This is a genomic window from Agromyces sp. NPDC029043 (genome assembly GCF_055564615.1).
In genome coordinates, this window is the sequence record NZ_JBVHVX010000012.1 from 105,520 (window position 1) to 132,312 (window position 26,793).

At 66.7% G+C, this 26,793-nt stretch carries 23 protein-coding genes; 11 read left to right on the forward strand and 12 right to left on the reverse strand.

Annotated elements, in window-relative coordinates:
- Positions 1-66: 66 nt before the first annotated feature.
- Both ACZ4TW_RS15380 and ACZ4TW_RS15385 read left to right on the forward strand, forming a co-directional pair.
- Entirely contained in the window at positions 67-1,545 is a 1,479-nt protein-coding gene (locus ACZ4TW_RS15380; protein WP_465543896.1) for an HNH endonuclease signature motif containing protein, read from the forward strand.
- Between the two features lie 233 nt (positions 1,546-1,778).
- Positions 1,779-2,276 (forward strand): FBP domain-containing protein, encoded by a 498-nt coding sequence (locus ACZ4TW_RS15385; RefSeq protein WP_465543898.1) that lies wholly within the window; start codon positions 1,779-1,781, stop codon positions 2,274-2,276.
- Positions 2,277-2,404: 128 nt separating this feature from the next.
- Here the strand turns inward: ACZ4TW_RS15385 and ACZ4TW_RS15390 are convergent, their stop codons facing one another.
- The 3 genes from ACZ4TW_RS15390 to mshA form a co-directional block, all read right to left on the reverse strand.
- A complete protein-coding gene (locus ACZ4TW_RS15390; protein WP_465543900.1) occupies positions 2,405-4,009 on the reverse strand; it encodes an AMP-binding protein in 1,605 nt (534 codons plus the stop codon).
- A gap of 173 nt (positions 4,010-4,182) precedes the next feature.
- Positions 4,183-4,863, reverse strand: a complete 681-nt coding sequence (locus tag ACZ4TW_RS15395; protein ID WP_465543901.1) for a type III secretion system chaperone family protein — start codon at positions 4,861-4,863, stop codon at positions 4,183-4,185.
- The gene (gene mshA, locus ACZ4TW_RS15400) at positions 4,860-6,200 is read right to left on the reverse strand and encodes a D-inositol-3-phosphate glycosyltransferase (RefSeq protein WP_465543903.1); all 1,341 of its coding nucleotides are present in this window, start codon (positions 6,198-6,200) and stop codon (positions 4,860-4,862) included. Before mshA ends, ACZ4TW_RS15395 begins: the two co-directional genes overlap by 4 nt.
- An 88-nt stretch (positions 6,201-6,288) precedes the next feature.
- Here mshA and ACZ4TW_RS15405 point away from each other — a divergent pair, with 88 nt between their 5' ends.
- The 5 genes from ACZ4TW_RS15405 to ACZ4TW_RS15425 all read left to right on the forward strand — a co-directional run bounded on the left by ACZ4TW_RS15405 (position 6,289) and on the right by ACZ4TW_RS15425 (position 10,936).
- Entirely contained in the window at positions 6,289-7,572 is a 1,284-nt protein-coding gene (locus ACZ4TW_RS15405; protein ID WP_465543905.1) for a cytochrome P450, read from the forward strand.
- 9 nt (positions 7,573-7,581) lie between these two features.
- The gene (locus ACZ4TW_RS15410) at positions 7,582-8,163 is read left to right on the forward strand and encodes a TetR/AcrR family transcriptional regulator (RefSeq protein ID WP_465543907.1); all 582 of its coding nucleotides are present in this window, start codon (positions 7,582-7,584) and stop codon (positions 8,161-8,163) included.
- A gap of 85 nt (positions 8,164-8,248) precedes the next feature.
- The gene (locus ACZ4TW_RS15415; protein WP_465543909.1) at positions 8,249-9,253 is read left to right on the forward strand and encodes a metal ABC transporter solute-binding protein, Zn/Mn family; all 1,005 of its coding nucleotides are present in this window, start codon (positions 8,249-8,251) and stop codon (positions 9,251-9,253) included.
- Between the two features lie 7 nt (positions 9,254-9,260).
- Complete coding sequence (locus tag ACZ4TW_RS15420) at positions 9,261-10,067, forward strand: metal ABC transporter ATP-binding protein (RefSeq protein WP_465543911.1); 807 nt, start codon at positions 9,261-9,263, stop codon at positions 10,065-10,067.
- Positions 10,064-10,936: a metal ABC transporter permease gene (locus ACZ4TW_RS15425; RefSeq protein ID WP_465543913.1), complete on the forward strand. Its 873-nt coding sequence runs from the start codon at positions 10,064-10,066 to the stop codon at positions 10,934-10,936. Before ACZ4TW_RS15420 ends, ACZ4TW_RS15425 begins: the two co-directional genes overlap by 4 nt.
- Here the strand turns inward: ACZ4TW_RS15425 and ACZ4TW_RS15430 are convergent, their stop codons facing one another.
- Positions 10,937-11,266 (reverse strand): DUF2599 domain-containing protein, encoded by a 330-nt coding sequence (locus ACZ4TW_RS15430; RefSeq protein ID WP_465543915.1) that lies wholly within the window; start codon positions 11,264-11,266, stop codon positions 10,937-10,939.
- On the opposite strand from ACZ4TW_RS15430, the gene ACZ4TW_RS15435 reads away from it, so the two are divergent.
- Positions 11,250-12,593, forward strand: coding sequence for a hypothetical protein (locus ACZ4TW_RS15435; protein WP_465543917.1), 1,344 nt, complete (start codon positions 11,250-11,252; stop codon positions 12,591-12,593). The two genes, ACZ4TW_RS15430 and ACZ4TW_RS15435, sit on opposite strands and share 17 nt — an antisense overlap.
- Positions 12,594-12,614: 21 nt before the next feature.
- Here ACZ4TW_RS15435 and ACZ4TW_RS15440 read toward each other — a convergent pair whose 3' ends face one another.
- Complete coding sequence (locus ACZ4TW_RS15440) at positions 12,615-13,538, reverse strand: alpha/beta fold hydrolase (RefSeq protein WP_465543919.1); 924 nt, start codon at positions 13,536-13,538, stop codon at positions 12,615-12,617.
- Positions 13,539-13,623: 85 nt separating this feature from the next.
- Here ACZ4TW_RS15440 and ACZ4TW_RS15445 point away from each other — a divergent pair, with 85 nt between their 5' ends.
- Positions 13,624-14,130: a MarR family winged helix-turn-helix transcriptional regulator gene (locus ACZ4TW_RS15445; protein ID WP_465543921.1), complete on the forward strand. Its 507-nt coding sequence runs from the start codon at positions 13,624-13,626 to the stop codon at positions 14,128-14,130.
- Here the strand turns inward: ACZ4TW_RS15445 and ACZ4TW_RS15450 are convergent.
- The 4 genes from ACZ4TW_RS15450 to ACZ4TW_RS15465 all read right to left on the reverse strand — a co-directional run bounded on the left by ACZ4TW_RS15450 (position 14,103) and on the right by ACZ4TW_RS15465 (position 20,753).
- Positions 14,103-15,764, reverse strand: a complete 1,662-nt coding sequence (locus tag ACZ4TW_RS15450; protein ID WP_465543923.1) for an ArnT family glycosyltransferase — start codon at positions 15,762-15,764, stop codon at positions 14,103-14,105. The two genes, ACZ4TW_RS15445 and ACZ4TW_RS15450, sit on opposite strands and share 28 nt — an antisense overlap.
- Positions 15,761-17,104, reverse strand: coding sequence for a glycosyltransferase (locus tag ACZ4TW_RS15455; protein ID WP_465543925.1), 1,344 nt, complete (start codon positions 17,102-17,104; stop codon positions 15,761-15,763). Before ACZ4TW_RS15455 ends, ACZ4TW_RS15450 begins: the two co-directional genes overlap by 4 nt.
- Positions 17,105-17,256: 152 nt before the next feature.
- Positions 17,257-18,777 carry a hypothetical protein gene (locus tag ACZ4TW_RS15460; RefSeq protein WP_465543927.1) on the reverse strand — a complete coding sequence of 507 codons (1,521 nt, stop codon included), beginning with the start codon at positions 18,775-18,777 and terminating at the stop codon, positions 17,257-17,259.
- Between the two features lie 5 nt (positions 18,778-18,782).
- Positions 18,783-20,753, reverse strand: coding sequence for a hypothetical protein (locus tag ACZ4TW_RS15465; RefSeq protein WP_465543929.1), 1,971 nt, complete (start codon positions 20,751-20,753; stop codon positions 18,783-18,785).
- A 396-nt stretch (positions 20,754-21,149) separates the two neighbouring features.
- On the opposite strand from ACZ4TW_RS15465, the gene ACZ4TW_RS15470 reads away from it, so the two are divergent.
- Entirely contained in the window at positions 21,150-21,980 is an 831-nt protein-coding gene (locus tag ACZ4TW_RS15470; RefSeq protein ID WP_465543931.1) for an alpha/beta fold hydrolase, read from the forward strand.
- 6 nt (positions 21,981-21,986) lie between these two features.
- Here the strand turns inward: ACZ4TW_RS15470 and ACZ4TW_RS15475 are convergent, their stop codons facing one another.
- A complete protein-coding gene (locus ACZ4TW_RS15475) occupies positions 21,987-22,739 on the reverse strand; it encodes a LamB/YcsF family protein (RefSeq protein ID WP_465543933.1) in 753 nt (250 codons plus the stop codon).
- 86 nt (positions 22,740-22,825) lie between these two features.
- On the opposite strand from ACZ4TW_RS15475, the gene ACZ4TW_RS15480 reads away from it, so the two are divergent.
- Entirely contained in the window at positions 22,826-24,388 is a 1,563-nt protein-coding gene (locus ACZ4TW_RS15480) for a carboxylesterase/lipase family protein (protein ID WP_465543935.1), read from the forward strand.
- Between the two features lie 43 nt (positions 24,389-24,431).
- Here ACZ4TW_RS15480 and rlmB read toward each other — a convergent pair whose 3' ends face one another.
- Positions 24,432-25,385: a 23S rRNA (guanosine(2251)-2'-O)-methyltransferase RlmB gene (rlmB, locus tag ACZ4TW_RS15485; protein ID WP_465543937.1), complete on the reverse strand. Its 954-nt coding sequence runs from the start codon at positions 25,383-25,385 to the stop codon at positions 24,432-24,434.
- Positions 25,386-26,780, reverse strand: coding sequence for a cysteine--tRNA ligase (gene cysS / locus ACZ4TW_RS15490; RefSeq protein ID WP_465543939.1), 1,395 nt, complete (start codon positions 26,778-26,780; stop codon positions 25,386-25,388).
- Positions 26,781-26,793 lie beyond the last annotated feature (13 nt).

The window sequence follows — 26,793 nt, forward strand, 5'->3', positions numbered from 1 at the left end:
CCGTCGATCGGACGTAGGTTGGACTCGTCAAAGACGGGTTCCGAGTGGTCCGAGGGGGTGGCAGCCGTGGTCGTCGACACTCCTGCCTCCGATTCGACTGTCTCGCATCCGAATCTGCTTGCGCTGTATGAGGAGTTGGTGGATCTCGTCGACCGGATCGAGCAGGCATCGACGGAGTCGACGACCGACGCGGAACTGTTGCGCATCGCCGAGATCCACGAGCGGACAGCACGCAGATGGGAAGGCCTCGGGCTGCGGCTGCTCGCGGAGATCGATCACCGCGAGGCCTACCGGACGAAGGGCTTCTCGTCACTGCAGCAGTTCGTGATCGCCGGGCTGCGCATCACGGAACCAAAACGTCGGATCGATCGGATGCGCGCGCTGACCGAGCAGGTGACCGCCGACGGCGAACGTATCGGTCCCCAGTATCCGGCGGTCGCCGAGGGCGTCCGCACGGGTGACCTCGGCGCCGGCCACGTGGATGAACTCCTCGACATCCTCGATCAGATCCCGGAGAAGGTATCGGACGAGGATAAAGCGGCTGCCGAGGAGAGCCTCGCCGAGGAAGCCCGGAAACTGACACCCGCGAAGATCAACCTCGAGGGTCAGCGTCTGCTCGGCGAACTGAATCCGGACGGCGCCACAACGAGCGACGCCGACCGTGCCCGACGCCGCGATCTCTATCTCGAAAAGCAAGACGTGCAACTGATGTCGGGGCTCAAGGGCCGACTCGACCCCACCACACGCGCGATGTTCGAGACCGTCATGAGCGTCTGGGCGGCCCCGGGAATGAACAATCCGCTCGACGCCGAGTCCCCCAGCGGAGCCGTTGACGCGGCCGACCCCGAGGTCCTCGAGCAGGCGCGCAAGCGCGATGACCGTACCCTCGGCCAGCGCAGGCACGACGCCTTCGCCGCGCTGCTGCGGGCAACCCTGGACGGTGGATTGCTCGGCTCGTCCCACCGAGGGCTGCCACCGCATCTCCTCATCAAGGTCACCCTGGCCGATCTGAATGACGCCGCAGGCATCGCCGAGACGGCCACCGGCACCGCTCTACCCCTCTCGGACCTCGTCCACCTCGCAGCGCAGGCACAGCCGTATCTCGTTGTGTTCGAAGATCATTCAATACTTCCGCTCGAGCTGGTCCGCGGAAACCGACTGGCCTCGCAGGCCCAGCGGCTCGCGTTGTTCGCGGCCCACGAGGGGTGCACCGCTCCTGGCTGCAACCTCCCGGCCGTGATGTGCGAGATTCACCACGCAGATGTGAGCTGGGCCGACGGCGGCACCACCGACATCGGTAATCTCGCCCCGGCATGCGGTCGACACAATCGGATGGTCGGGCCCGAGCCCGGCCAGTTCACCACCGAGGTCATCCGGGACGGTCCGGATGCCGGACGCATCGCGTGGACACTCAATCCCGCACCGGGCGACCCCCCAAACGAGCCGCAGATCAATCGCCACGTAGGCATCATCGAGGCGTACGCACGCAATCGTGCTCGTCTCCGTGCGGCCGAGGTCGCACCCGACGACCCTGAAACAGGTTGACAACGCTGTCTACAGTGGAGCCATGAGTTCCGTTCGAGTCGAGGGAGTTGCCGGCGCCGACTGCGCCCGCAACAGATGATCCCGCCCCGCCCGCCGTCCCACGTGGCCGGGGGCTGGCGCATGTCCATCTCCACTCACTCGACTCTCGCGTCGTCGTGCCGTCGTGCCGTCGTGCCGTCGTGCCGTCGTGCCGTCGTGCCGTCGTCGACGCCCTTTCCAGAACGGATCATCCATTGCAACCCCTCACCCGTGAGCAGATCACGTCAGCCTTCCGCGGCGCCACGCGCAGCGAGGTCAAACGTGTCACCTTCGCCCCCGACTTCGACGACGTCGACTTCGGCGGTCTCGAGTTCTACGGCTGGCGCGACCCGAAGATGCCGCGTCGGTCCTACATCGTCGTCCCCCACGACGACGGCCCGGTCGCACTGCTGCTGACCCAGGCCGAGGCAAAACCCCGTTCCCGCGCCATGTGCTCGTGGTGTCACGACGTCAACCTCACCGACGAGTCCGTGCTCTTCACGGTCCGGCGAGCAGGTGCGGCCGGACGCAAGGGCGACACGCTGGGCGTCTTGGCCTGCGCCCATTTCCGCTGCTCCACGAACGTCCGTCAGCTGCCTCCCGCCTATCACAAGGGCACCGACCTCGACGCCATCCGCTCCGAACGGATCGCCGACCTGCGGCAGCGGATCGGCAAGTTCGTGGATTCGGTGCTCTCCACGGAGAACGCCTGACACGGTTGACCGGCCGGCTCATCTCTGAGCCAAGACACGTCACAGCCCACCTGTGACCACTCACACCGACGACAATGGCGGACAGCCCCTTCCGGGACTGCCCGCCATTGTCGTGCGGATGCGATCGGCTACTTACGCAGATCCTTGCGCAGGATCTTGCCGGATGCCGACTTGGGGATCACGTCGATGAACTCGACCGCACGAACCTTCTTGTGCGGCGCCACCTTTGCTGCGACAAACTCGATGACCTCGTCACCTGTGAGTTCGGCGTCGGGCTGGGTCACGATGAAGGCCTTCGGGATCTCTTCGCCGCTCTCCTCCTCGATCACACCGATGACCGCGGTGTCGGCGATCTTGGGATGCGTGAGGAGCAGTGCCTCGAGTTCTGCGGGTGGCACCTGATAGCCCTTGTACTTGATCAGTTCTTTCAGTCGGTCGACGATGTAGACACACCCGGTCGGATCGACCTGTGCCATGTCGCCGGTGTGCAGGTATCCGTCGGCGTCAATGGTGTCCGCGGTGGCCTGCTCGTTGTTCAGGTAGCCCAGCATGACGTTGGGACCCTTGACCCAGAGCTCGCCGGGAACCGACAGGCCCTCGGCCGGCAACGGGATGTCCTCTCCGGTGGCCGGGTCGACGATCTTGTTCTCGGTGTTGGGCACGGCCCATCCCGTCGACGACAGCGGCGGCTTCTCGACGCCGAGAGTCGCCATGTCCTCCGGGATCATGTGGCTGACCGGCGAGAGCTCACTCATCCCGTAGCCCTGCAGCATGTTGAGGTTCAACCGTGCGGCCACGGCCTTGCCCAGCTCGTCGTCGAGCGGCGCGGCGCCCGACATCATCGACTCGAGCGAAGAGAGGTCATAGTTGTCGATGATAGGGTGCTTGGCCAACGCGACCGCGACGGGCGGGGCGATGAACGCGCTGGTGACCTTGTAGTTCTGGATGTTTTCCAGGAATTCGACGAGGTCGAACCTGGGCATGATGACCAGTCGGGCGCGGGTGCGCAGCGCCGCGTTGAGGAGCACGGTCATGCCGTAGATGTGGAAGAACGGCAACACCGCGATGACAACGGAGTCGGCATTCATCGCCTGGATCGGGCTGATCTGCGCGACGTTGGCGACGAGGTTCGTGTGAGTGAGCATGACGCCCTTGGGATTTCCCGTGGTTCCCGAGCTGTACGGCAGAACCGCGACATGCGTTGCCGGGTCGAAGGTCACATCCGGTGCGGGCAGGTTGGGACCCAACAGGTCGACGGCATTGGGATGTCCTGTCGCCTCCTGCCCCTCGCCGTCGAGAATGATCAGGTTCTCATCCGAGATCCCGACCTCCTTGGCCGCGGCCGCGGCCTGCTCGCTCATCAGGGAGATGGTCACCAGCATCTTGGCGTTCGAGTCACGCAACTGCTTGGCGATCTCGGCTGCGGTGAACAGCGCGTTGATCGTGGTTGCGGTGGCACCGGCCCGCAGGATGCCGTGGAAGACGGTGGCGAACGCCGGGATGTTCGGCGACAGGACACCCACCACGTCGCCGACGGCGATTCCGCGGGCGGCCAGCGCGCCGGCAGCGGCGTTGATCTGTCCGACCAACTGGCGATAGGTGGTCTCGGTTCCCGACTTCGGGTCGATGAGGGCAACCCGATCGAGGTCCGACTCGCTGATATCGCTGAACAGGTAGTCGTAGACGCTGACATTGGGGATCTCGACGTCGGCAAAAGGACTCTTGAAGCTCATGGCACCTCCGTTGGCGGCTTGGTCGCACGCAATCGTATCAACACTCATTGGAACGGTTCATGACTCCCGGTGTCCGGTCTGCCGGATTTCACGGATGTCACGTCGCGGTGGCGGCACCACCGTGTGTTGCCGATCACAACTCTAGGTGATCGTCGAACTCGCCGGGACAAGGGTCACTCCTGGAAGGAACCGCCAGGAGGTGCATCGTGCAGATCCGCCACCGATGCACTCGTCGGTACCGTGGATTTCAGCTCGTCCGGGATCGGCTCGCCCGGCGCGGGCAATGACTCCTTGTCGATGAGATGCTCGAATGCGAGGAGATTGTTCAGCGACTCCTCTCGCGACACCCGCCACGCCCACTCGCGGCGGATCGACGTGTGGAAGCCCAACTCGAGCAGGGTGTTGAAGTCCCCGTCGGCGGCCTCGAGCACCTGCCCCAGCACCCGGTCGATCTCGTCCGGGGTCAGCGCATCCGTCGAGATGCGACCGACGAGGTAGATATCGCCGATGTTGTCGACGGTGTAGGCGACGCCGTAGATCCGCCGATTCCGCTTGAGCAGGAACTTGTAGACCGCCTCAAAGTCCTCGTCGGGGTGACGGCACACGAAGGCTTCCACCCGCACACCGTGCCGGCCGGCGGTCATCAGCACAGTGGTCTTGAGCTTCTTCTCCCCGGGGAGTTCCAGGATGATGTGTTCGTACTGGGATCCGCCGGAACCCTTTCGCGCATAGGCGATCTCACGGTCGGTGAGAGTTGATTCCAGGATCTCGAGCACGTCGGTGTGACTCATGCATTCCTCTTCCCTATCGGACTTCTCGGCTGGCGGATCGCATGCGTCGGCGACGGTCGTCACGCTCCGATACGTGTCCGACGACGCCGGCGCCACCGCCGGGGCCGCAGACCCGGACCGGCGTCGGAGCCGGGCCGCATCGGCGCCGAGAATGTGTCCATGGCACGGCCATAACTGTCGAGCAGAGCATCTGCGGTGTGCTCCCACGAGAAGCGCTCCGCGTGGGTACGCGCCGCGCGCCCCATCTCGGCGAGGCGCGCGGGGCTCGACAAGGCATCGTCGAGCGCCGAGGTCCACGCGCCGATCTCATGCCCGGTGACAAGCATGCCTGTGCGCCCGTCGACGACGGCGACCCCGAGGCCGCCGACGTCCGCGGCGACGACGGGAACGCCACACGCCTGGGCCTCGATCGCGACCAATCCGAAACTCTCCGAATAACTCGGCACCACGACAAGATCCGACGCCCGGTACACCTGGGCGAGACGGTCGGCGGGCTGCGGCACCAGGAAGGTCACGTCCGCGGAGATACCGAGTTCGGCGGCGAGATCGATCAGCGCGGTGGGCCGGTCGAGGCCCGAGCCCGACGGCCCTCCGACGACGAGAAGGCGGATCGGCGAACCCGAGCCGCGGCTCTTGTCGATCAGCGGCGCAGCCGCAGCGAGCAGCACATCGGGCGCCTTCAGCGGCTGGATGCGGCCGACGAACGTCAGCAGCGTCTCGTTCGGGTCGAGGCCCAATGCGGCCCGGGCGGCAGCCTTGGAGCCCGGCGTATAGCAGTCGAGATCGGCACCGGGTGTGACCACGTCGATGCGGTCCGCACGGGCGTTGTACATCGAGATCAGTTCAGCGGCTTCGGTCTCGGTGTTGGCCACCAACCGATCCGCTTCGTCGACGACCTGCTGCTCGCCGATCTGCCGAAGCATCGGCTCGGCGACATCACCGGCGGCGAGGGATGCGTTCTTGACCGCGGCCAGGGTGTGGGCGGTGTGCACCAGCGGCACTCCCCACCGATCGCGGGCAAGCCAACCCACCTGCCCGGACAACCAATAGTGCGAATGAATCAGGTCGTAGTAGCCGGGCTCATGCATCGCTTCGGCACGCAGCACATTCGCGGTGAAGGCACAGAGCTGAGCGGGCAGATCACGCTTGTCGAGGCCCTCGAACGGGCCGGCGACCACGTTGCGCACCGTCACCCCCGGAGCCGCAGCAACCACCGGGGCGTCCGCAGATGACGTCGCCCGGGTGAAGATCTCGACCTCGACGCCGCGTCGGGCGAGGCGGGTCGCCGTCTGCCAGACGTATACATTCATGCCCCCGGCGTCTCCGGTTCCCGGCTGAGCCAGTGGCGAGGTATGCACCGAGATCAGCGCGATACGCCGCGGAATCGGGGACATGGTCATCACTCCAGCTTAGAGAAGTCGGCACCCGACGGTCACCGGACGCCAACGGGTCATTGACACTTCTGCGATTGTGTCTCAGTCTCAATACATGACAGCTGATCTGTCCTGCCGCGTTCCGACGGACGACGAGCCGATGTTCACGCTCCGTTCGGGCGCGAGCTGGGCCGATCCGTTCCCGATGTACGCGCGCCTGCGCGCGTCGAGCCCCGTCCACCGCGTGCGTGCAGCGGCGCCCGGACGCGACTATTGGGTCCTGACCCGGCACCACGACGTCATGGCCGCGGCACGAGATCACGAGACGTTCTCGTCGGCTCAGGGACTGACCGTCGCCGACGGTGAACTCGAGGCGATCGGCATGGCGCAGAATCCGCCGATGGTCATGCAGGATCCGCCGGCGCACACCGCGTTCCGCAGGCTCGTCGCACGAGGATTCACCCCCCGCCAGGTCTCGACGGTCGAACCGCGTGTGCGTGAGTTCGTCGTCGACCGCCTCGATCGTCTCGCGACCACGCCGCCGGATACACCCTGGGACATCGTCGGCACGCTCTTCAAGCCGTTGCCCTCGATGGTCGTTGCGCATTACCTCGGTGTGCCGGAACAGGATTGGCAGCGATTCGACGAGTGGACCCAGGCGATAGTCGGCGCCACGAGCGCGGGCGGCATCGGCGCCGCAACCGCCGCGGGACCGGCTGCGGCGGCCACCATGGAGATGCTGGCCTACTTCACCGATCTCGTCGCCTATCGACGCGAACATCCCGGTGACGACACCGTCTCCCATCTCGTCGCCGCGGGCGTCGCCGACGACGACCCTGCCGGTCTGCTGTCGATCCTCGCGTTCACCTTCACCATGGTTGCCGGTGGCAACGACACGACGACCGGGATGCTCGGTGGCAGCGTCGATCTCCTCGCCAGAGATCCAACTGCGCGTCGGCAACTGGCCTCGTTCGTCGCCGAAGAGAATCGAGATGCGCTCGACGACGCCGTCGACGAACTCCTCCGGCTGACCTCGCCGGTACAGGGACTCGCGCGCACGACGACGCGCCCGGTCAGCTACGACACGCCGACCGGGCCGGTGACGATCCCCGAGGGCGTGAAGGTGCTGCTCTGTTACGGCTCTGCCAATCGTGATCCCGGAGTCTACGGCGCCGACGCCGAGGCGATCGATTTCACCCGCCGACCCCGAACCATCTTGACGTTCGGCCACGGCGCACATCACTGCCTCGGCGCCGCGGCCGCGCGGATGCAGGCCCGTGTAACCCTCACCGAACTCCTCCACCGCCACCCGGACTTCGGCGTCGACTCCGCCGGCATCGTGTGGGCGGAGGGCAATTACGTCCGACGCCCCACGAACGTTCCCTTTCGGGTGCGGTGATCACCCTCTATGACCACCTCGACACCCATCTCGCAGCGCGGTAGCTGGACTGCGAGCCGCACCGAACTCGCCGGTGAACACATCCTCGACGTCGCCGAAAATCTCTTCACCCGCCGATCCGTCACCGCTGTGACGATGCGTGATCTGGCCGACGCCGTCGGATGTTCGCGCGCAACCCTGTACCGGTACTACCCCAACAAGCAGGCGGTGCTGACGGCCTATGTGGACCGCGCCGCCCGACGCCTCGCCGCAACCATCACCGCCATCGACGACGACGATCCCGCCCGACGCCTCGTCTCCGCGATCACCGCGGCGGTCGACGGCGTACGCGGCGATCCGGCGCTCTCGGTGTGGTTCGCCCCCGACGCCGCTGTCACGTCGTCGCAACTGGCACTGCTGTCCCCGGCGATCGAACGGATCGCCGCCGACTTCCTCGCCGGGTTGGGCCCGACACCCGACGCCGACCAATTCCCCGATCGGGCCCGCTATCTCGTCCGCATCATCCTCTCGTTGCTCGTCACACCGGAAGCCGACGCCGAACGGGAACGCGATCTGCTCGAACGATTCGTCGTACCTGCCGTCATCGACTGATCAGCATTTCCTTATTCGTGCCCACCGGTTGCGATCCCCTACACTCCTTTCGGTAACGATTATCATTTGCTGCAAGCGAGGATTCATGAAGCGCTCACGCCTGTTCCCGTACCGCTCCCGAGCACTACGCGCCGGGTACGCCGCCGCCGGCCTGATTGCCGCGACGACGGTCGTACTCGCGGGCTGCTCGAGTGATTCGGGATCGGGCAGTTCGTCCGGCATGCCCACAGTTGTCACCTCGACCAACGTCTGGGGCGCGGTCGCGTCCGCGGTGGCCGGTGACAAGGCACAGGTCACCTCGCTCTACACCAACGCCGACGGCGATCCGCACGAGTTCGAGCCGTCGGCCGCCGACACCGCCGACGTCGCCGACGCCGACGTCATCGTCATGAACGGCGGCCACTATGACGCGTACCTCGAACAGGCCGCCGGAGACAACAGCAGCGCGACCGTCGTCAACGCGTACTCCCTGATGACCGGCGCCGAGTACGATCACTCCGCCGAGGAGAGCCAGACCGGGGAGGACCACGCCGAGAGCGACGGGCACTCCCACGACTCCACCACCAACGAACACGTCTTCTACAACCTGTCGGTGGTGGCCGATGTCGCCGATCACGTCGCCGAGGCACTCACCGAGAAGAGCCCTGCCGACGCCGACTACTTCCACGCCAATGCGGAGAAGTTCGACGGCGAGATCGATTCTCTGCGTGCGCAACTCGCGACGATCAAGCAACAGCACAACGGCGTGAAGGTGGCACAGACCGAACCGCTCGCCGGATACCTACTGACCGAGGCCGGGCTTCAGGATGTCGCACCGGCGGGCTTCACCCAGGCGGTCGAGGAGGGACAGTCGCCGTCGGCCGCGGACCGCGCCGCGATGGAGGATCTGGTCACCACGCGGACCGTCAAGGCGTTCATCTACAACACCCAGGCCGTCGACCCGGTCACCGAAGCGTTGCTGAACACGGCCGCGTCTGCCAACGTTGCGGTCGTGAAGTTCAGCGAGACCCTGCCCGACGGTGTCAGCGACTACGTCCAGTGGCAGCGCACCCAGATCCAGCAGTTGAGCGCCGCGCTCGACAAGGCCTGACCCACCGATGCCCAGCCCGGCACCGGTTGCACGCCTCGACCACGCCCGCCTCGCCTTCGGCGATCGGGTCCTGTGGGATGAACTCGATCTCGATGTGAACCCCGGCGAGTTCATCGCCGTCCTCGGCCCGAACGGGTCCGGCAAGACCTCCCTGCTGCGGGTCCTGCTCCACCAATATTCGCTGACCTCCGGGTCGCTGGAGGTCACAGACGCCGTCGGTTACATCCCACAGCAGCACGCCGACGACTCGGATGCGATGGCGATCCGCGGTCGGGATCTCGTCGGATTCGGCGTCGACGGCGAGGCGTGGGGATTCGGCCTGCGTGGCGCCAAGCGTCGTCGACGACTCGTCGACGACGCCCTCGCCCAGGTCGACGCCGCGCCATTCGCCGACGCACCGCTCGGGCTGCTGTCCGGTGGCGAGCAACAGCGTCTGCGGGTGGCGCAAGCACTCACCGGTGATCCGCAGTTGCTCCTGTGCGATGAGCCGCTGGCGAGCCTCGATCCGGCCAATCAGCAGCTGGTCGTCGACCTCATCGACACCCGACGCCGCAACGCCGGCACCGCCGTCGTCTTCGTCACCCACGAGATCAACCCGATCCTCGCTTATGTCGATCGGGTCATCTATCTCGTCGACGGCCGGTTCCGGGTCGGCACCACCGATGAGGTCATGACGACCGCGACATTGACCGAGCTGTACGGCAGCGACGTCGAGGTGTTGCGGGTCAACGGGCGCCTTGTGGTGATCGGCGGCGAGGACGGCCATCACTGTGCCCACGTCGACGTCCCGTCGCTGCCGGAGAACACCGCATGAGCGTGTTCACCACGGCGGCGACGCAGGTGTCGGTCAGCGACTTCTGGAACCTCGAGCTGGCCGCCGACCTGCTCGCCCGCGATTTCGTGCAGCGCTCGATCATCGCCATCGCCCTGCTCGGACTGCTCGGCGGCATCCTCGGTCCGCTGATCGTCATCCGGCAGATGTCGTTCGCGGTGCACGGCGCGAGTGAACTCTCGCTGACCGGCGCCGCTGCCGCCCTGTTGGCGGGCGTGAGCGTCAACATCGGCGGAGTCGTCGGCGCGGTCCTGGCCGCCGGCATTTTCGGTTACATGGGAACCCGTGCCCGGGAACGGGATTCGGTGATCGGCGTCGTGATGGCCTTCGGCCTGGGCCTCGCCGTCCTGTTCCTGTCGCTGTACGGCCGCAGCGGACCGGCCCTGGCCCTGCTCACCGGGCAGGTCGTCAGCGTCAACACCGGCGGCCTGATCGCGGTCGCGATCACCACCGTCATTGTCGTCGCGGGTATGGCCGTCATCTATCGACCGATGCTGTTCGCGTCTGTCGATCCACGTGTGGCGGCGGCGCGCGGCGTTCCGATGCGCACCCTGTCGGTGGTGTTCGCCATCCTCGTCGGTCTGGCCTGCGCGCAGGGTGTGCAGATCATCGGCGCCCTGCTCGTGATGTCGCTGTTGATCACACCCGGCGCCGCCGCGGCCAGGCTGACCGCGAACCCGGCGCTGGTGTTGTGCTTCTCGGTCGTGTTCGCCGAGATCGCCGCGGTCGGCGGACTGATCCTGTCGTTGGCACCAGGACTGCCGGTGTCGGTATTCGTCACGACGATCTCGTTCGTGATCTATGTCATCTGCCGCCTCATCGGGTCGCGACGCGTTTACGCGACCCGATGATCACTCCTCGGGTGCACCCGGGTTGCATCGCGCCGAGATCATCTCCTGCTCGGTGACGACCGGACGGTTCGGTTCGAGGTTCCAACTCGTCTTGTCCGGATCGATTGCGCGCGCGTAGTTCCAGTGGCAATCGAACTGTGCCTTCATCCCCGGCGTGTCCGCGCGCGGCGCGAGCGCGAGGACCTCCGCCCATGCCTGATCCATCGCGGCCGGATCCTCGGTACGACGCCCCGACGCGGTCGGATAGATCTGCAGACTCGGCCCGACCTCGGTCTGCGCCCAGACCACGTGATCGACGAACGGCGCAGGAAGTGTGAGGATCGTCGGCAACACGGAACCAGAGGCGGGTGACGTCGTCGTTTCCGTCGTCGCAGCGGTCGACGACCCGCCGTCGTCCGACGCTCTGCCCGATCCACATGCCACCACCCCGAACCCCAGCACCGCGGTCATCGTCGCCGCGATCCCGGTTCGGCGGATCGACATCCTCAAGCTCATAGGGGCCACCTTAACTACGCGGTACTCTTCGGCTGTGGCGCACGGCCGGTGGCGTTCGGGGAGGCAGAGAACCGTTGCGGCGGCTCTCGCGTTGATCGTCGTCGCGACGCTCGCTGCCTGTCACGACTCACGCTCACCGACTCCGCCGCACCGGTCGGACGGACGTGTGCAGACCACCGCGACCGCCCTGACCCTCGACGGTCACGTCTGGTTCCCGACCGGCTTCAACGCCTATCAGCTGGGCACCGATTGGTCGGTCAATGTCGGGTGCGGCGCCCAGGTCGATCTCGACGACTACTTCTCCCGCCTGCCCCCGCGGTCACTGACACGATTCAACGTCTTTGCTCAGTTCGCCGTGAACAAACAGTCGGGCCTGGTCGACTTCGGCCCGCTCGATCGGGTCTTCGCCACCGCGAAGCGGCACAACCAGATGGTGTTGCCGGTTCTCGCGGGAGGTTCGGGCGATTGTGAGAACGGGAAGTTCAAGGAGCGCGGCTGGTACGTCGACGGTTGGCGGACCATCCGCGACCTCGGCGGGATGACGTACGCCGGATGGATGTCCTCGGCCGTCACGCGGTGGCGCGACGAATCCACCATCGCCGGTTGGGAACTGGTCGGTGAGCCCGAACCCAGCCGGTGCGGCGACGCCGCCTGCTCCTGGCAGACGCGGACCTGCCCGGCCGACGCGGCCGCCGTCCTGACCGACTTCTTCGACGCTGCCGGCGACCGGCTCCGCGCGCTCGATCCGCACCGGCCGATCTTCGCCGGCCTCACCGGCGGTGACCAATGTGGCATCAACGGTGCGGACTACGCCACCGTCGGTGCCTCACGTGGCATCGATGTCCTCGACTTCCACGATTACGGCATCGATGCCTCTCACCGGACCGCACCGGCAGGCAGCAATCTTCTCGCCCGGATCGCACAGGCCCGAGCGCTGCGAAAGCCGATCGTGGTCAACGAGATCGGCATCAACGCCGGATTCTGCAAGGACGTCACCACGCGGGCCCAACAATTCCGAACCGCGATCACCGGTCATCGTTCTGCCGGTGCCGCCGGTGCCCTGCTCTGGGCGTTCGTCCCCGATCCGCGCGAATCGGAATGCACCTACGACATCGGACCCGACGACCCGGCGTGGGCGGTGATCGCCGACGAGTCGCGCTGAGCGTCGGTCATGAGTACCCGATCACCTCAGCGCCGCGCTGACAGCGTCAGCAATGGCGGCCTCCGGAAACATCGGCATGCTGTGGTGTGACGCGCCATCGATCTCTTCGATCACCGTGTGCGGCAACACGTGTCGAATCGCCGAGGCCAGTGTTCGCGGGTCATGAACCCGCCCGGACCCGGCGAGAATCACGGTCAGCGGGATCGCCAGCTCCGCCAGCGCTTCCACGGTGGGTCGCGATGGCACAATCGTTTTCGCGGTCGGGAAGTCGTCCGCACCGCGAGCCGCCACATCCAGCCACCCGGCGACGGAAGCGTCGTCGAGGAAGCCGGTCCGCTGCGACTCCCATCCGATGAACCGCGTGAACCTCGCGCGAGTCGGCGCCACCAACACAGGAAGCGCATGCAGCAGGTATGCCGGCCACATACCTGCAAAACACGAGTTGGGGTCCAGTAGGACGAGTCGGTCTATCGCAGCCGAAGTTCCCGTCGCACGCGCGCTCAACGCATAGGCGAGAGCGATCATCGCGCCATAGGAATGGCCGACGAGGGCCACCGCACCCGTGTCGGATTCGGCACGAACAGCCGCGAGCACGGTGTGGAGCCAGTCGAGGAGATCCTCACGCGTCGACATCGAGCCGTCGATCAGCCGAGACCGTCCGACCTCTCCCGGGATGTCGACCGCGAACGCACGGCGTTCCGGCGCCAGCCGAGCGGCCACGGAATACCACTCGAGCGCGGTGGCGCCGCCACCGGGGAGAAGGACTACCGGCAAGGTCCCCGTCTCCACCGGCCCGGTGTCGATGACATGCGTCGTACCGAACCTCGACGACCAGTCGTGGCCGCAGGACCCGCGGGGGAACCTGGCAGCCAGCGCATCGTATGCCTCGAGAAACGCCTGACCGGTCGGTCCGGCCACCCACCTTTCGACGTCTGCTTCGCTCACCCGAAACCCCTTCACAGTCGGTTCAGATATCTCGATCGATATATATCTCGACTATCAAGATATACAGGAATGGCATGATCGAGACGTGGACAGCGACCGACACCAGGTGATTCACGCACTACGTGCGTTGACCGTGAATCTCGACCTTGTCGCGGCGCGGTTCGCGAAGCGCAGCAGCCTCCATCCCACCGATGTGCGCACATTGATCGCCCTCCTCGACGCCGCACGAGCGGGCGAGCAGGCGACCCCGACCTGGGTGTATCAGCATCTCGGCCTGAATTCCGCGACCGTCACCGCCGCACTCGATCGGCTGGAATCACGCGGCTTGATCGAGCGTGGTGCCGACCCCGATGACCGCCGCAAGGTCGCGCTGCACGTCACCGAGTCGGCGATGGACCTCGGTGCGACCTTCTTCGGACCGTTGATCGACCGGTGTCTCGACACCCTCGACACGTTCTCGGATGAGCAGGTGATCACCATCCGAGCTTTCCTCGACGCCATGTCCTCCGCTGTGACGACGATGCCCGACACCGAAGACGCAGCGAATCACGACGTCGACACCGCTCACGACGCCGACCGCACCACCCGATAGATCCGCCAGTCGGGCAGGTCGGAGCCGTCGTTGGGCGCCTCGAGGACGAGCACCGAGATCTGGGCACCGTTCTCGTAGATGGTGGGGAACCGGATGTTGAGCGCATCGGATTCCCCTCGGCCGGAACGGGGTACGGCCAGCATGTACTGCACGCCATGATCGGCAGGATTGTTGAGGATCTCGGTGAAGTCCTGATCGGAGGGGATGACGAACTGCTTCGGCCGGGCGGACTGCGCCACCACCGCGAAGCCGTACACCGTGTCGCAGATGACACTTCCCTCCGGAAGTTGCTGTGCGTCAAGCCATTGCGCCAGTGCCCGCTCGGTGGAGAACGACCGCACCACTCGCTGGGCATCGAGATGCCGCTGATCGACCGAGTCGGGTTGCGGATCGACGATCGACCGCAGCGCGAACTCCTGCGGCGCGTAATGCGGCGAGGACATCCCGACCGCGGTCGATCCGATCGACACCGCCATCACCACCACCGCGGATACCGCGAGGATCGCCGTCGACCGTCGAGGTCGCCGATCGATCTCCGGCAGTGCGGCCCTCGGACCGAGTCGACGCGTCGGGACGATGGCGCGTGCGGGTACCGCCAACAGTGCCACCGCCGCGGCGAGCAGGATCACCGTCATGTAGAACCGTAGGAAGCCGAACGTGGAACCGCGCGCGTACGTGAGGATCTGGAAGGCCAGCACCGCGCCGATCACCGCGACCGGCGCCGCGAGCGGGTAGATCCGCTTCCGGTGATGGCGAACGATCAGGACCGCCACGAACAACAAGGGCAGCAGCGGCGCGAGAATGGCCAGTTCCGTCATCGAGAAGAGCAAGGCCTCACCGATCGTCGACGATCCGCTACCGCCCGAGGCCGCGATGATCGCCGAGTTGCCGTACTCGGAGGTGAACTGCGCGAACGCATTTCCGGTGATCAACCAACTCGTGATGGCCCAACCGAGGAAGGCGAGCACACTCGGCGCCCCGACGATCGCCACGTCGAGGATCACCCTTGACGTCCGGTTCGCGCGATCCCGTCGTCGCCAGGTCACGACGCCGACCATCAGGCCCGCCGCAGCCGCCGCCGCCGCACCGTCGTAGCGGGTCAGATAGGCGAACCCGAGCGCGACGCCCGCCGTGACGAGATCGTGGACATCGTCGGAATCCACCCACCGGATCAGTCGACGACTCGCCCACGCCAAGAAGAAGAGGTAGGGCGCCTCGCTCATCCCGTTGGCGGCGTAGAACACGATCATCGGATTCAGCGCGTAACAGGCGATGACCCCGGTGGCCAGACCCGCCGGCAGCGCGCGGTCCCTGGCGATCCCGGCGACCTGCATCACCGATCCCGCCATGAACGCCGCCGACATGATCGCCGCCGACACCGCCTCGGTGGTCATCGGATGCCACCACGGTGTGAGCGCGGTGAGCGGTAGCTGCACCAATGCCGTCAGCGGCGTGAAGATGAAGCCGATCGCCGAGACATGCGGATCACGACTGAACAGAACGCTCTGCGCGGACTGCACACGAGACAGCGAGTCGCCGATGAAGAAGTGCGCGCCCATCGCGAGATACAGCCCGACGGCAAGGTAAGCGAGGAAGGCGACGACGAATATCGTCGCCATCATCCGGCGGGTCATGGTCCGTCCTCGGCGCCGGACTCCCCCGGGTTTGCACTCGACGTCGACAACCCGTGAAATGTCTTCTCCCAGTAGGATGGGTTGAACAGCAACTGCCACATGCCCTTGATCGCGGCGACGCTCATCATCACCCAGTACAGCGGAACAAGGAGCACCGATCCGAACAGGTCGCTGCGATCGTCCTCCCGGATCGCGACCAGATACATGTAGATCACCGAACTGTTGCCGACGACCAGCGAGATGAGCGCGAGATAGTAGATGGGGCCGGGAAACAGCTCCGCCACGACTGTCGGCTGCCCGGTGATCCACACGGCGGCAATCAACCAGAAGAGCATGTTGAGACATGCGATCACCGGCGTCCCGGGTACCAGCAGGGTGAACCGCAGGAACGACGTCGGCCCCAGGGTGCGCCACAGTTCGACGGGTTTGCGCATGTGGACGAGCCACGTCTGCATGTAGCCCTTGTACCAACGGGATCGTTGCCGCACCCAGTTGATCGGGTCGATGTTGGCTTCTTCCAACGTGATCGAGTCGAGCACCGCCGTTCGGTAACCCTGCCCCGCGATGCGTACCCCGAGATCGGCATCCTCGGTGACATTGAACGGATCCCAGGAGCCGATGCGGTCGAGGACGTCCCGGCGGAAATGATTCGACGTCCCGCCCAACGGAATCGGCGACCGGCTCACCATCAGACCGGGCAGCAGGTACCCGAACCAGATCCCGTAGTCGACGGTGAACCACGCGGTCAGCAGGTTGTCGTGCGCGTTGTGGAAGCTCAGCTTGGCCTGAACGCACGCCACCGAATCATCGTCGAGTTCGGCGAACGCGGCGACGGCCCGCCGCAGTTGCAGCGGGTCCGGCTGATCCTCGGCGTCGTAGATGGTGATGATCTCGCCGGTCGAGAAGTGCAGGCCGTAGTTACACGCCTTCGGTTTGGTCCGCGGATCCGCCGGAGGCACCAGCACGATGGTGACCATGCCATGTGCTGCAACGTTTCTCGCCGCGGTGATGGTGACGTCGTCGTCCTCCTCGAGGAGCAGGAGCACCTGCAGTTTGTCCCGCGGGTAGTCGATGGACTCGACCGCCGCTATCAGGTCGCCGACGACCTCCGGCTCGTTATAGGCCGGTACCAGGACGGTGTAGGACGGGAGGTCGTCGTCGGGGATGGCGCGGGCGACATCGTCGGGGATCTGGATGGCGCCGTTGACCAACCCCCGCCGGAAGATGATCAGCCGGTCGATCAAGGTCGCGATGTATCCCACGGTCGCGAGCGACACGAGCGCCGCGAGGGTGTGCACCGGCCAGATCACCCCGCATACGACGATCACCGCGCCGATCACGGCGCCGATCGCCTTCTGTGTTCGTGTGAACGCCACTGCCGCAGACTGATCCGGATGCGCCTCGCGGAGGCCGTCGACGGCATCGGCCAGCGCATGCGCGCGGTACTCCGGGTCCTCGAGCAGTTCCGACACCGGCCGCCCCGCGGGGCGGGTCATCGCGCCGATCCCGTCCCGATCGCCGCGATCTGGGCGTTGATCAGATCGTTCGCGCAGGAGACCAGCAGATCCTGGTCCTTGAAGTTGGGTTGTAGATCCTCCACCACCGACGTGCCGCGGAACACCACGGTCAGCATCGACGTCAGGTTGCGCGCCGTGGTCATCTGCGGGGTGGGGAACACCGCATCCGGTTCATGATCGTCGACCGACATCAGGGTGACCTGCTGGGTAGAGGTTCCGTCGTTCCAGCGCCACACAAGTGTGTTGTATGTCAGGAAGTTGGTGTCGTCGACGACCGTCTGCATCAACCCGGTGATGCCGTGCGGCAACTCCACCGGCACCCACTCGGAGAAACGATCTCCGACGAGGTCGTAGACGAAGATGATGCGGTACACGTCGAGAGAGAGCGGGTACCTCGTGTAGATACTGTCGGCCATCACTTTGCGCGGCCGGGAGAACTTGTCCCACTCCGGGTTTCCCTGCACCTGCCGCAGCTCTTGCCGCATCAGATGCGAGCGTCGGCCGTAGAGGCGGCTGGTCCACGTGTAATTCGCGGACGCGGTCTGCACCCAGGTCGGCGGCACGATCAGCGGCGGCTGGGTGTTGATCCCGGGAACATAAACATTGGGCTGGAAAGAGATCGGCGGCGGCTGGAGGAAGAACATCGCGGCGGCGCACACCGCGATGAACACCGCGGATCGTCTCGGCGAGGTGACACGCAGACTGTGGAACTCGCGGTTGTACGGTGCCCACGAATCCAGGCCCCGACGATGATCGACGTACATGATCGCTCCGGCCGAGAGTCCACCGACCAGCGCGGGCACCGACTGATAGACGATCAACGGTGCATCCACCGCGAACACCACAATCCCCAGCAGCACAACAGCTCCAACAGCCGATGCGACCAGCGCGGCGATCACCGCGTGACGGCGGGTACGCGCGCAGGCCACCGCGGCCGCTGCCGCAGCGAAGATCACCATCACCGCACCGGCGATGATCCGGTCACCACCGAGTGCCAGCACCACCGACCGATACGGGATCGGGTACATGGCGATGAGACCGAGTATCCAACTCCAGCGGTACCGCGCCACCGGCCGCAGCCCGAACAACATCACCGCGGACGCGAGCACGAACTGCCACATCGCAAGCAGATCGACGTGCGTGATGAGGTAATTGTTGAAGAACCGTTGTGTCATCAGACCGTCTATCGAGATCGACAGGATCATCAACACCACACCGACGATGACGTCGGTCTGACGGTCATAGATGGGCAACTCGGTGTGAAACCGCAGCGAGGTGCCGTACCCCGCCATAGCGGTGAGGACCAGTGCCGCAGGCACATACGTGATGAGTGTGCCCGCGCGTAACTCGGTCACCAACGACGACAGGGTGCTCCAGAACGCCACGGTCGTCATCGCCAGGATGAAGACCCAGCGCACTGTCGCCTGCACGGGTGAATGCCCGACGATCCGCTGGCCGATCCCCTGCGCCGGACTGCCCGCCGCGGCGGCGCTCACCGCACTCATCGGTCGTCGCCGTGAACCGTGTCATCGCCGATCGCGTCGTCACCGCCGTTGGTCACGTCCGCCTCACCCCGCGGCCGCCGGCGCGTCAGCAACACCACGAGCGCACCCACCGCGGCGGCCAGCAGTGCCGCGCCCACCGCGACCGCGGCGACGATCGCCACCGACCACCCGCCTGAACCGGACCGGCTCACCGCGGACCTGCCGGACGCCGACGAGGTGGGCACCATGACCGGCTGCTGCCCGGCCACCTGGAGGATGGCGTTGCCCTGCAGACCCGACCACCGCTGCGGATCGGCGTCGAGCCACTGGAGAAGCGCGTCGAGATCGCCGACGTCGTCGGTCGACGTCGCGACCAGGAGGGTGTGTCCGTCGGCGCGTGCCACCTGAATGGCGCCGTAGTCGATCCCGGGATTGAGCGTGACCGATGCTCTATCCCCGGCGAGGGTGGTGATGTCCAGCGTCGACCCGTCGGCGCTGACCGGCAGTGTCACATCGTCGATCCCGGTCCCATCGGCCGCGATGATGATGGCGGGCCGGGTGGCGGCCTTCGCGTCGTCGACCGACTCGACGTCGAATCCGATCGGCACCGACGACATCCGCTGCATGGCGGTGGCAAGGGAGACGGCCCGCGCGACATCACGGACGTCGCCCTTGGTCCAGGCGAGCGCGGCGCGCGGCATCAGCGACTGGGGCAACGAACCGAATCCACCCGGGACCGGCGGGTCCGCGGGCTGCGAGGTGACCTCGCCGGAGGAATCGAGGGACAGGCTGCTGCGCACACCCGTCCCGCATCCCTCCCGCAGATCGCCGCGCTCGAGCGTCACCGTCACCTCGGTGTAGCGCGACAGCAGACCGTCGGGCACGTCGACCCAGCGATCGTAGGTGCCGGTGTCGTCGCCCTCCCACGACGCGAGCACCGTGTTCCCGATACGCGCGGTGAGCCGCGAGGTCGACCCGGTTCCCGAGGTATAGGTGCCCTTCAGCTGCACCCGGACGCTGTCGGACGGCCGGCCGAGACGCGTCTGGTCGATGCCGAACGCGATGGACGGCCAGGCCATCGACGTGACGAGCTGATCCCCGACGCCGATGTCGCCGAGGGTCGACACTTTCGGCGCGAGCAGCGGGGCCTGCTGCGACGGCCCGGCGACCGCCGACGAACTCAGGGCGATGGCCGCGAGATTCGACGCCAGGAACTGCGTTTGCGCGACGAGTTCGTCGCCCGACCCACCGATCGACAGGTACGGCCCACCCGGACCGTTCTGCAGCGTCAACCCGGCGGGCGCGTCGGTGGAGATGATCACCTGGCGTTGCAGCGCTCCGGGCCGTGCGGGCGGCACCATGTCGGTGCGCGGCAACGATCGGGTGGTGACGGGCACCGGCGCCGTGCCGTAATTCGCCACGACGGCGGTCGCGAGATTGACCGCTGCGGCACCCTCCTCGCGTGAAACGTCATCGGGAACGTAGATGGTCAACTCACGCAGGACGGGTTGCAGGAACTGAGCGACGGTCGTGGGTGTCGCCTCGGTTCCCGAGTAGGTGATGGAGGTGTCGAGGATGCGGAAGGTGTTGTCCGGATCGAATCGGCAGTAGCCCTCGGTGTTCAGATACGTCCGCAGCACGATGTTCGCTGCGCGCTCGGCGACGCGGATCCCTCTCAGCGGCAATTCGATCCCCGCGGTCGGCGTCGTGCCGATCGGCGTGCGGGACAGCAGCCGCTCCCCCTGCAGCACGTCGACGACGCCGCCGGTGACGAAGGCGGGCAACTCGGTGGTGCCGCGGATCGTGGCCGGGGTCAGTCCGTCGGGCACCGGTATCGCGATGCTCACCTCCGCCTGCTGCCCCACAAAGGACAGGGACGTCGATGACCCGATGTCGTCGAGTCCCAGCGCAGGTACGGTGTCGCCGGGTGCGGCACCGGCCGGCCCCACACCTGTCACGGCCGCCATGCCGACGAGCATGAGTGCCATGAGCGCCACCGGAATTCGTGCAGGCCGGGGTCGGGAGCCGGCGCGCGGGGACCCGGGACCCGAGAACTCAGGACGCGAGAACACAGGGCGCGAGAACACAGGGCGGGTCGAGCTCCGCGGCGCGGTCGTCGACCGTTGATCGGGCAGGCGACGACGGGTCGGGACGAGCATCCAGGCGCCTTTCGCCGTCGGGAAGTTCATGTCACGCGTGACCCCCCCGATACCGCCACTGCACCCACGCTGTACCGCTCGAACTCCATATAACCATCGCCGCGCAGCGCGAGCGGGATAATCGCTGCGCTGCTGGTGCGAGGTCGGTCTGGCCCGAGGCGTTGTCAGATCGACTCACAATCGTTTCCCGGTATCCCCGGCTTCTCTGGGAGCATGGGTCGGGACATGCCTCACCAATCACAGCCCACCGGCCTCATCACCGACGTCGAGATCGGCTCGACCGTCGACGCCGGCACCTACATCGACATCGACGGCCGGCCGATCTGGCATCTGCGCGCCGGCGAACCCATCGGACCGTCGACGGTCCTCGTGCACGGCGCGTTCGCCTCGGCGGCGACCTGGGCGGCACAGATCGCCGATTTCTCCGCCGCGGGCCTTGATCTCTACGTCCCCGAACGCAGCGGGCACGGCCACAGTCCCGACGTTCCCGGCCCATTCACCTTTCCGGATGCCGTCGCACAGACGATCACCTACCTCGAGACCCAGGTCGAAGGTCCGGCCAACCTCATCGGTTGGGCCGACGGTGCGCTCACCGCACATCTCGTAGCCGCGGCCCGCCCCGATCTGGTGAACCGCCTCGTGCTCGCCTGCCACTACATCAACGTCGACGGCGCGCGGGCCGATGACTTCTTCGCCAAGGTCGACAGCCGGGATCCGGACACCATCGACTATCTGCGCGGCGCGTGGACGGATTTCTCGCCGGACCCGCCCGAGCACTTCGACGACGTCCTCGACAAGTCGATGGCGTTGATCCGCACCGGCCCGCAATTCGAGATGGCCGATTTCGCCGAGGTCGACGCCCCTACGCTGATCGTCGCGGCCGACCGCGGCGTCGTCCGGATCGAGCACAGCCTCCAACTGACCAGGACACTGCCCGACGCCAGGCTCGCCGTCCTGCCGGGCACCCATATCGTCCCCGTCGAATCGCCCGAGCTGTTCAACCCGTTGGTGATCAGTTTTCTCGCCGCGGATCCGCCGAGGATCTGGGTGCCCTGAACCGTCTCACCGAGGTGCGGAGATCTCCACCCCGGCCTCCGCCAGGGCACGGGAGACATGCCGGGCATGGTCGACGGCCCCGGGTGTGTCGCCGTGCAGACACACCGATTCGGTCTCGACCTCGATGACCGTTCCGTCGATGGCGGTCACCCGATGGTCGACGACGAGGCCGACGACCCGCGCCGCGATGGCCGCACTGTCGGTGAGTACCGCTCCGTCCTCCGATCTCGGCACCAGCGAACCGTCGGGCCGATAGGCACGGTCGGCGAATGCCTCGGTGATCGTCGCGAGTCCGGCCCGCTCGCCGCGCCGCAACGCCTCCGAGCCCGGTAATCCCATCAACGCGAGTCCGCCTCCGTACTCGGCGACGGCGGACACCACCGCGTCCGCCTGGGCCTCGTGCGTGACGATGGCGTTGTAGAGGGCGCCGTGCGGTTTGACGTAGGTCAGGCGCACGCCGGCCGCGCGCGCCACCGCCTCGAGCGCCCCGATCTGGTAGATGACATCGGCGGCCAGCGCATCGGGCGGGAGGTCCATGAAGCGGCGGCCGAAGTTCTCCCGATCGGGATACGAGACCTGGGCTCCGATCCGCGCACCCACCCGCGCCGCGGCGCGGCACGTCGCGAGCAGTTCGGCGGGAGTGCCCGCGTGAAAGCCGCAGGCGACGTTTGCGCTGGTCACGATCTCCAGCATGGCGTCGTCGTCGCCGACGCCCTCGCCGAGGTCGGCGTTGAGATCGATGACGTGCCGGGCGGCCATGCGGCGAGTCTATCGGCGGCGCCGGGCGCCCGACGGTGTGTCGGGCGCCACATTGGGCCGGTCGGCCGTCCACTATGGTGGTCGGCATGACATTGATCGACAGCAAGGTTTCCACCACCGATGGCGACGTCCGCGGTCTGCGGGGGAAGCGTGCACGTCGTGGCACCATCAGCTGGCGCGGCATCCCGTTCGCGGCTCCACCGGTCGCCGGCCGTCGATTCCAGGCCCCCGCCCCCACCAACCCGTGGCCGGGCGTGCGGGACTGCTTCGCCTTCGGCAAGGCGGCCATCCAGGACAAGCGATTCGCAGCGACCGGTCCGGGTAGGTATCACCCGCTCGGGGAGGACTGCCTGACCCTCAATGTCTTCTCCGCGGAGACGACATCGTCGACGCCGCGTCCGGTGATGGTCTTCATCCACGGCGGCGCATACATCCTGGGCACCACCGCCACCCCCCTCTACGACGGCACGTTCCTCGCCCGATCGCAGGACGTCATCGTCGTCACCGCGCAGTACCGCTTCGGCCCGTTCGGGTACCTCGACTTCACGCAGTACTCCACCGACGAGCGCACGTTCGACTCGAATCTGGGGCTCCGGGACCAGGTTGCGGCACTCACCTGGGTGCAGCGCAACATCGCGGCATTCGGCGGCGATCCGGACAACGTCACCGTCTTCGGTGAGAGCGCCGGCGGCTCCGCGGTCCTGTCGCTGCTCTCGGCGCCGTCGGCGAAGGGCTTGTTCACCAAGGCGATCGCGGAGAGCCCCGCTCCCGCGCTGGTCATCGGCAAGCGCAGCGCGGACATCTTCGCCGACGAATTCCTCCGCATCCTGCAGGACCCCGACCGTCGCGGTACTGCCGAACGAACCGACGAGCCGATCCCCGCGGACACTGCCGCAGCACTGCTCGATTCGGCCTCCGCACGCGAACTGCACGTGGCGGGCCGTCGTCTGATGAGCTTCGCGCGGCACTCGAGCATCGGCGAACCGGTCCCGTTCGGACCTGTCGTCGACGGCAGCTACCTACCCAAGTCCTCGCTGCAGACCGCCGCCGACGGCGAGACACATCCGGTACCACTGATCATCGGCACCAACAAGCACGAGGGACAGCTGTTCACCAAGCTGTGGAGCGTGCTGCCGTCGGCCGAGCGGGCACTCATCGCGGTCGAGGACGAGGAGATCCGTACCGAGATCGCCTCGCTCTACACCGGCGGTCCCCGAGACGAGGTCAAACTCACCGCCGACGCGACCTTCTGGGCACCGACGGCCGCATTCGCAGCAGACCACAGCGCAGTCGCCCCGACCTACCTCTACCGATACGACTACGCGACAAAGCTGTTGCGCGCCAGCGGATTCGGAGCCACCCACGCCACCGAGCTCTTCTCCGTGTTCGGCGCGTATCGCACACCGCTGGCCGCCGGCCTCGCCGTGGGCGACTGGCGGTCGACGGCGCGGATCACCCGTACCGTGCAGCAACGGTGGGGCGAGTTCGCCCGCAAGGGTGTTCCGGGATTCGGCTGGCCCGTATACAACACCGAGGACCGCAAGGTGCTCATCCTCGACGACCCGGAACGCATCGCCGACGATCCCGACGGCTCCCGCCGGTCAGCGTGGGCGCGGGCACACGCGGCAGCTGCGGCATCCACGAACTGATCGCAGCGCCGCCCGACCCGACACCCGACGGCCCGACGCCGGGTCAGGCGTCGCGGCGCTGGCGGGCGAATTCGGCGAGGACGACGCCCGCCGCGACGGATGCGTTGAGACTCTCGACGTCCCCGGCCATGGGGATCGACAGAATCGAATCGCATGTCTCACGCACGAGCCGGGAGAGTCCCTTGCCCTCGGATCCGACGACGATGACCGTCGGTCCGGTGCCGTCGTATTCGTCGAGTGTGACATCACCGTCGGCGTCGAGTCCGACGATCTGAGCACCCTCGGCTGCCCAATCCTTCAGCGTCCGAGTCAGATTCGGGGCCTGCGCGACAGGCAGCCGTGCGGCGGCACCCGCACTGGTCCGCCAGGCCACGGCGGTGACGCTCGCACTGCGACGCTGCGGGATCACCACACCGTGTCCGCCAAAGGCGGCCACCGACCGGATCACCGCGCCGAGATTTCGCGGATCGGTGATGTTGTCGAGCGCAACGAGCAGCGGCGGCGTCCCACTGGACTTCGCCTCGGCCATCAGATCGGCCGGATGCGCATAGGTGTACTCGGGGACCTGCAGCGCGACACCCTGATGCATCCCGTTGGTGGACAGGCGGTCGAGTTCGGGTTTGGTCACCTCGAGAATCGCGATGGCCTTGTCGCCGGCCATCTTGACGGCCTCCGACAACCGTTCATCGGGTTCGGCGGTGGCCATGATGTACAACGCGGTGGCGGGTACACCGGCGCGCAGACACTCGACCACCGGATTGCGGCCGAGCACGTACTCCGGACCATCGTCATTGTGCCGCTGCGGCTTTCGGCCGGCGGTCTGCTTGGCCGCGGCTTTGGCCCGCTTGTGTGCGGGGTGATAGGGACGGTCGACGGCCTTGGGGGTGGCCCCGCGCCCCTCGAGGCCCCGTCGACGCTGGCCGCCGGAACCGGCTACCTGCCCCTTCTTGCTGCCGTCCTTGCGGACCGCTCCCCTGCGCTTGGAATTCCCGGCCATCTACCCACGTCCCTTGAGTGTCCATTCGGCACCGTCCGCAGTGTCGGTGACCTCGATTCCCGCTTCCGACAACCGATCCCGCACCGCGTCGGCGGTCGGCCAATCCTTCGCCGCACGCGCGTCGGCGCGTCGCACCAGTTCCGCTTGCACCAACACATCAAGCGCCGACGTCGCAGCGGAGTCGTCGGCGGCCGCAGCTGCCCAGTGCGCATCGAGCGGGTCGACGCCCAGCACGCCCATCATCGCGCGCACCGCCGACGCCGCGGCCAGCGCACCGGCACCGTCGCCGGATTCCAGGGCGGTGTTGCCCTGGCGCACCACGTTGTGGATGACCGCCAGCGCGGCGGGCACCCCCAGATCGTCGTCGAGGGCGGCGGCGAACTCGTCGGTCACCTCACCGACAGCCACATCGCCCACACGTGAAACAACCCGCTCCACAAAGGATTCCACGCGCCGGTAGCCGGCGGCAGCCTCGGCCAGGGCACCATCGGAGTACTCGAGCATCGACCGGTAATGCGCGCTACCAAGGTAATACCGCAGCTCCGCGGCCCGCACCTTGTGCAGCATCGCGGGGATCGCGACGACGTTGCCGAGCGACTTGCTCATCTTCTCGCCACCCATGGTGACCCAGCCGTTGTGCAGCCAGTACCGCGCGAACGGGTCACCGGCGCCATGCGCCTGAGCGATCTCGTTCTCGTGATGCGGGAAGATCAAGTCCATTCCACCGCAGTGGATATCGAATTCGGCGCCAAGAAGCGACGTCGCCATCGCCGAGCACTCGAGGTGCCAGCCCGGGCGGCCGCGGCCCCACGGCGTCGGCCACGACGGTTCGTCGGGTTTCGCGGCCTTCCACAGCGTGAAATCCCGGGGATCACGTTTGCCGGTCCCCGCGCTCTCGCCCTGATGCACATCGTCGAGTCTGTGTCCGGAGAGTGCCCCGTAATCAGGGAGACTCCGCACGTCGAAGTAGACGTTCCCGTGTGCGGCGTAGGCGTGGCCACGCCCGATGAGCCGTTCCATGTACTCGACCATCTGCGTCACGTACGCGGTGGCACGCGGCTCACCCGACGGGGGCTGGACGCCGAGCGCGTCGTACGCCGCGGTGAAGGCGCGCTCATGCGTCGTCGCCCATTCCCACCACGGCCGTCCGGCCTCGGCGGCCTTACGCAGGATCTTGTCGTCGATGTCGGTCACGTTGCGGACGAAGAGAACGTCGAGGCCCTTGTACTCGAGCCACCGGCGCAGGACGTCGAAGGCGATGCCGCTGCGGACATGACCGATGTGCGGGATGCCCTGGACCGTCGCGCCACAGAGGTAGATCGACGCCTGACCGTCGCGGTACGGGACGAAGTCACGTACCTCTCGGGAAGCGGTGTCAAACAGGCGCAAGGTCACGACGTGCGATCTT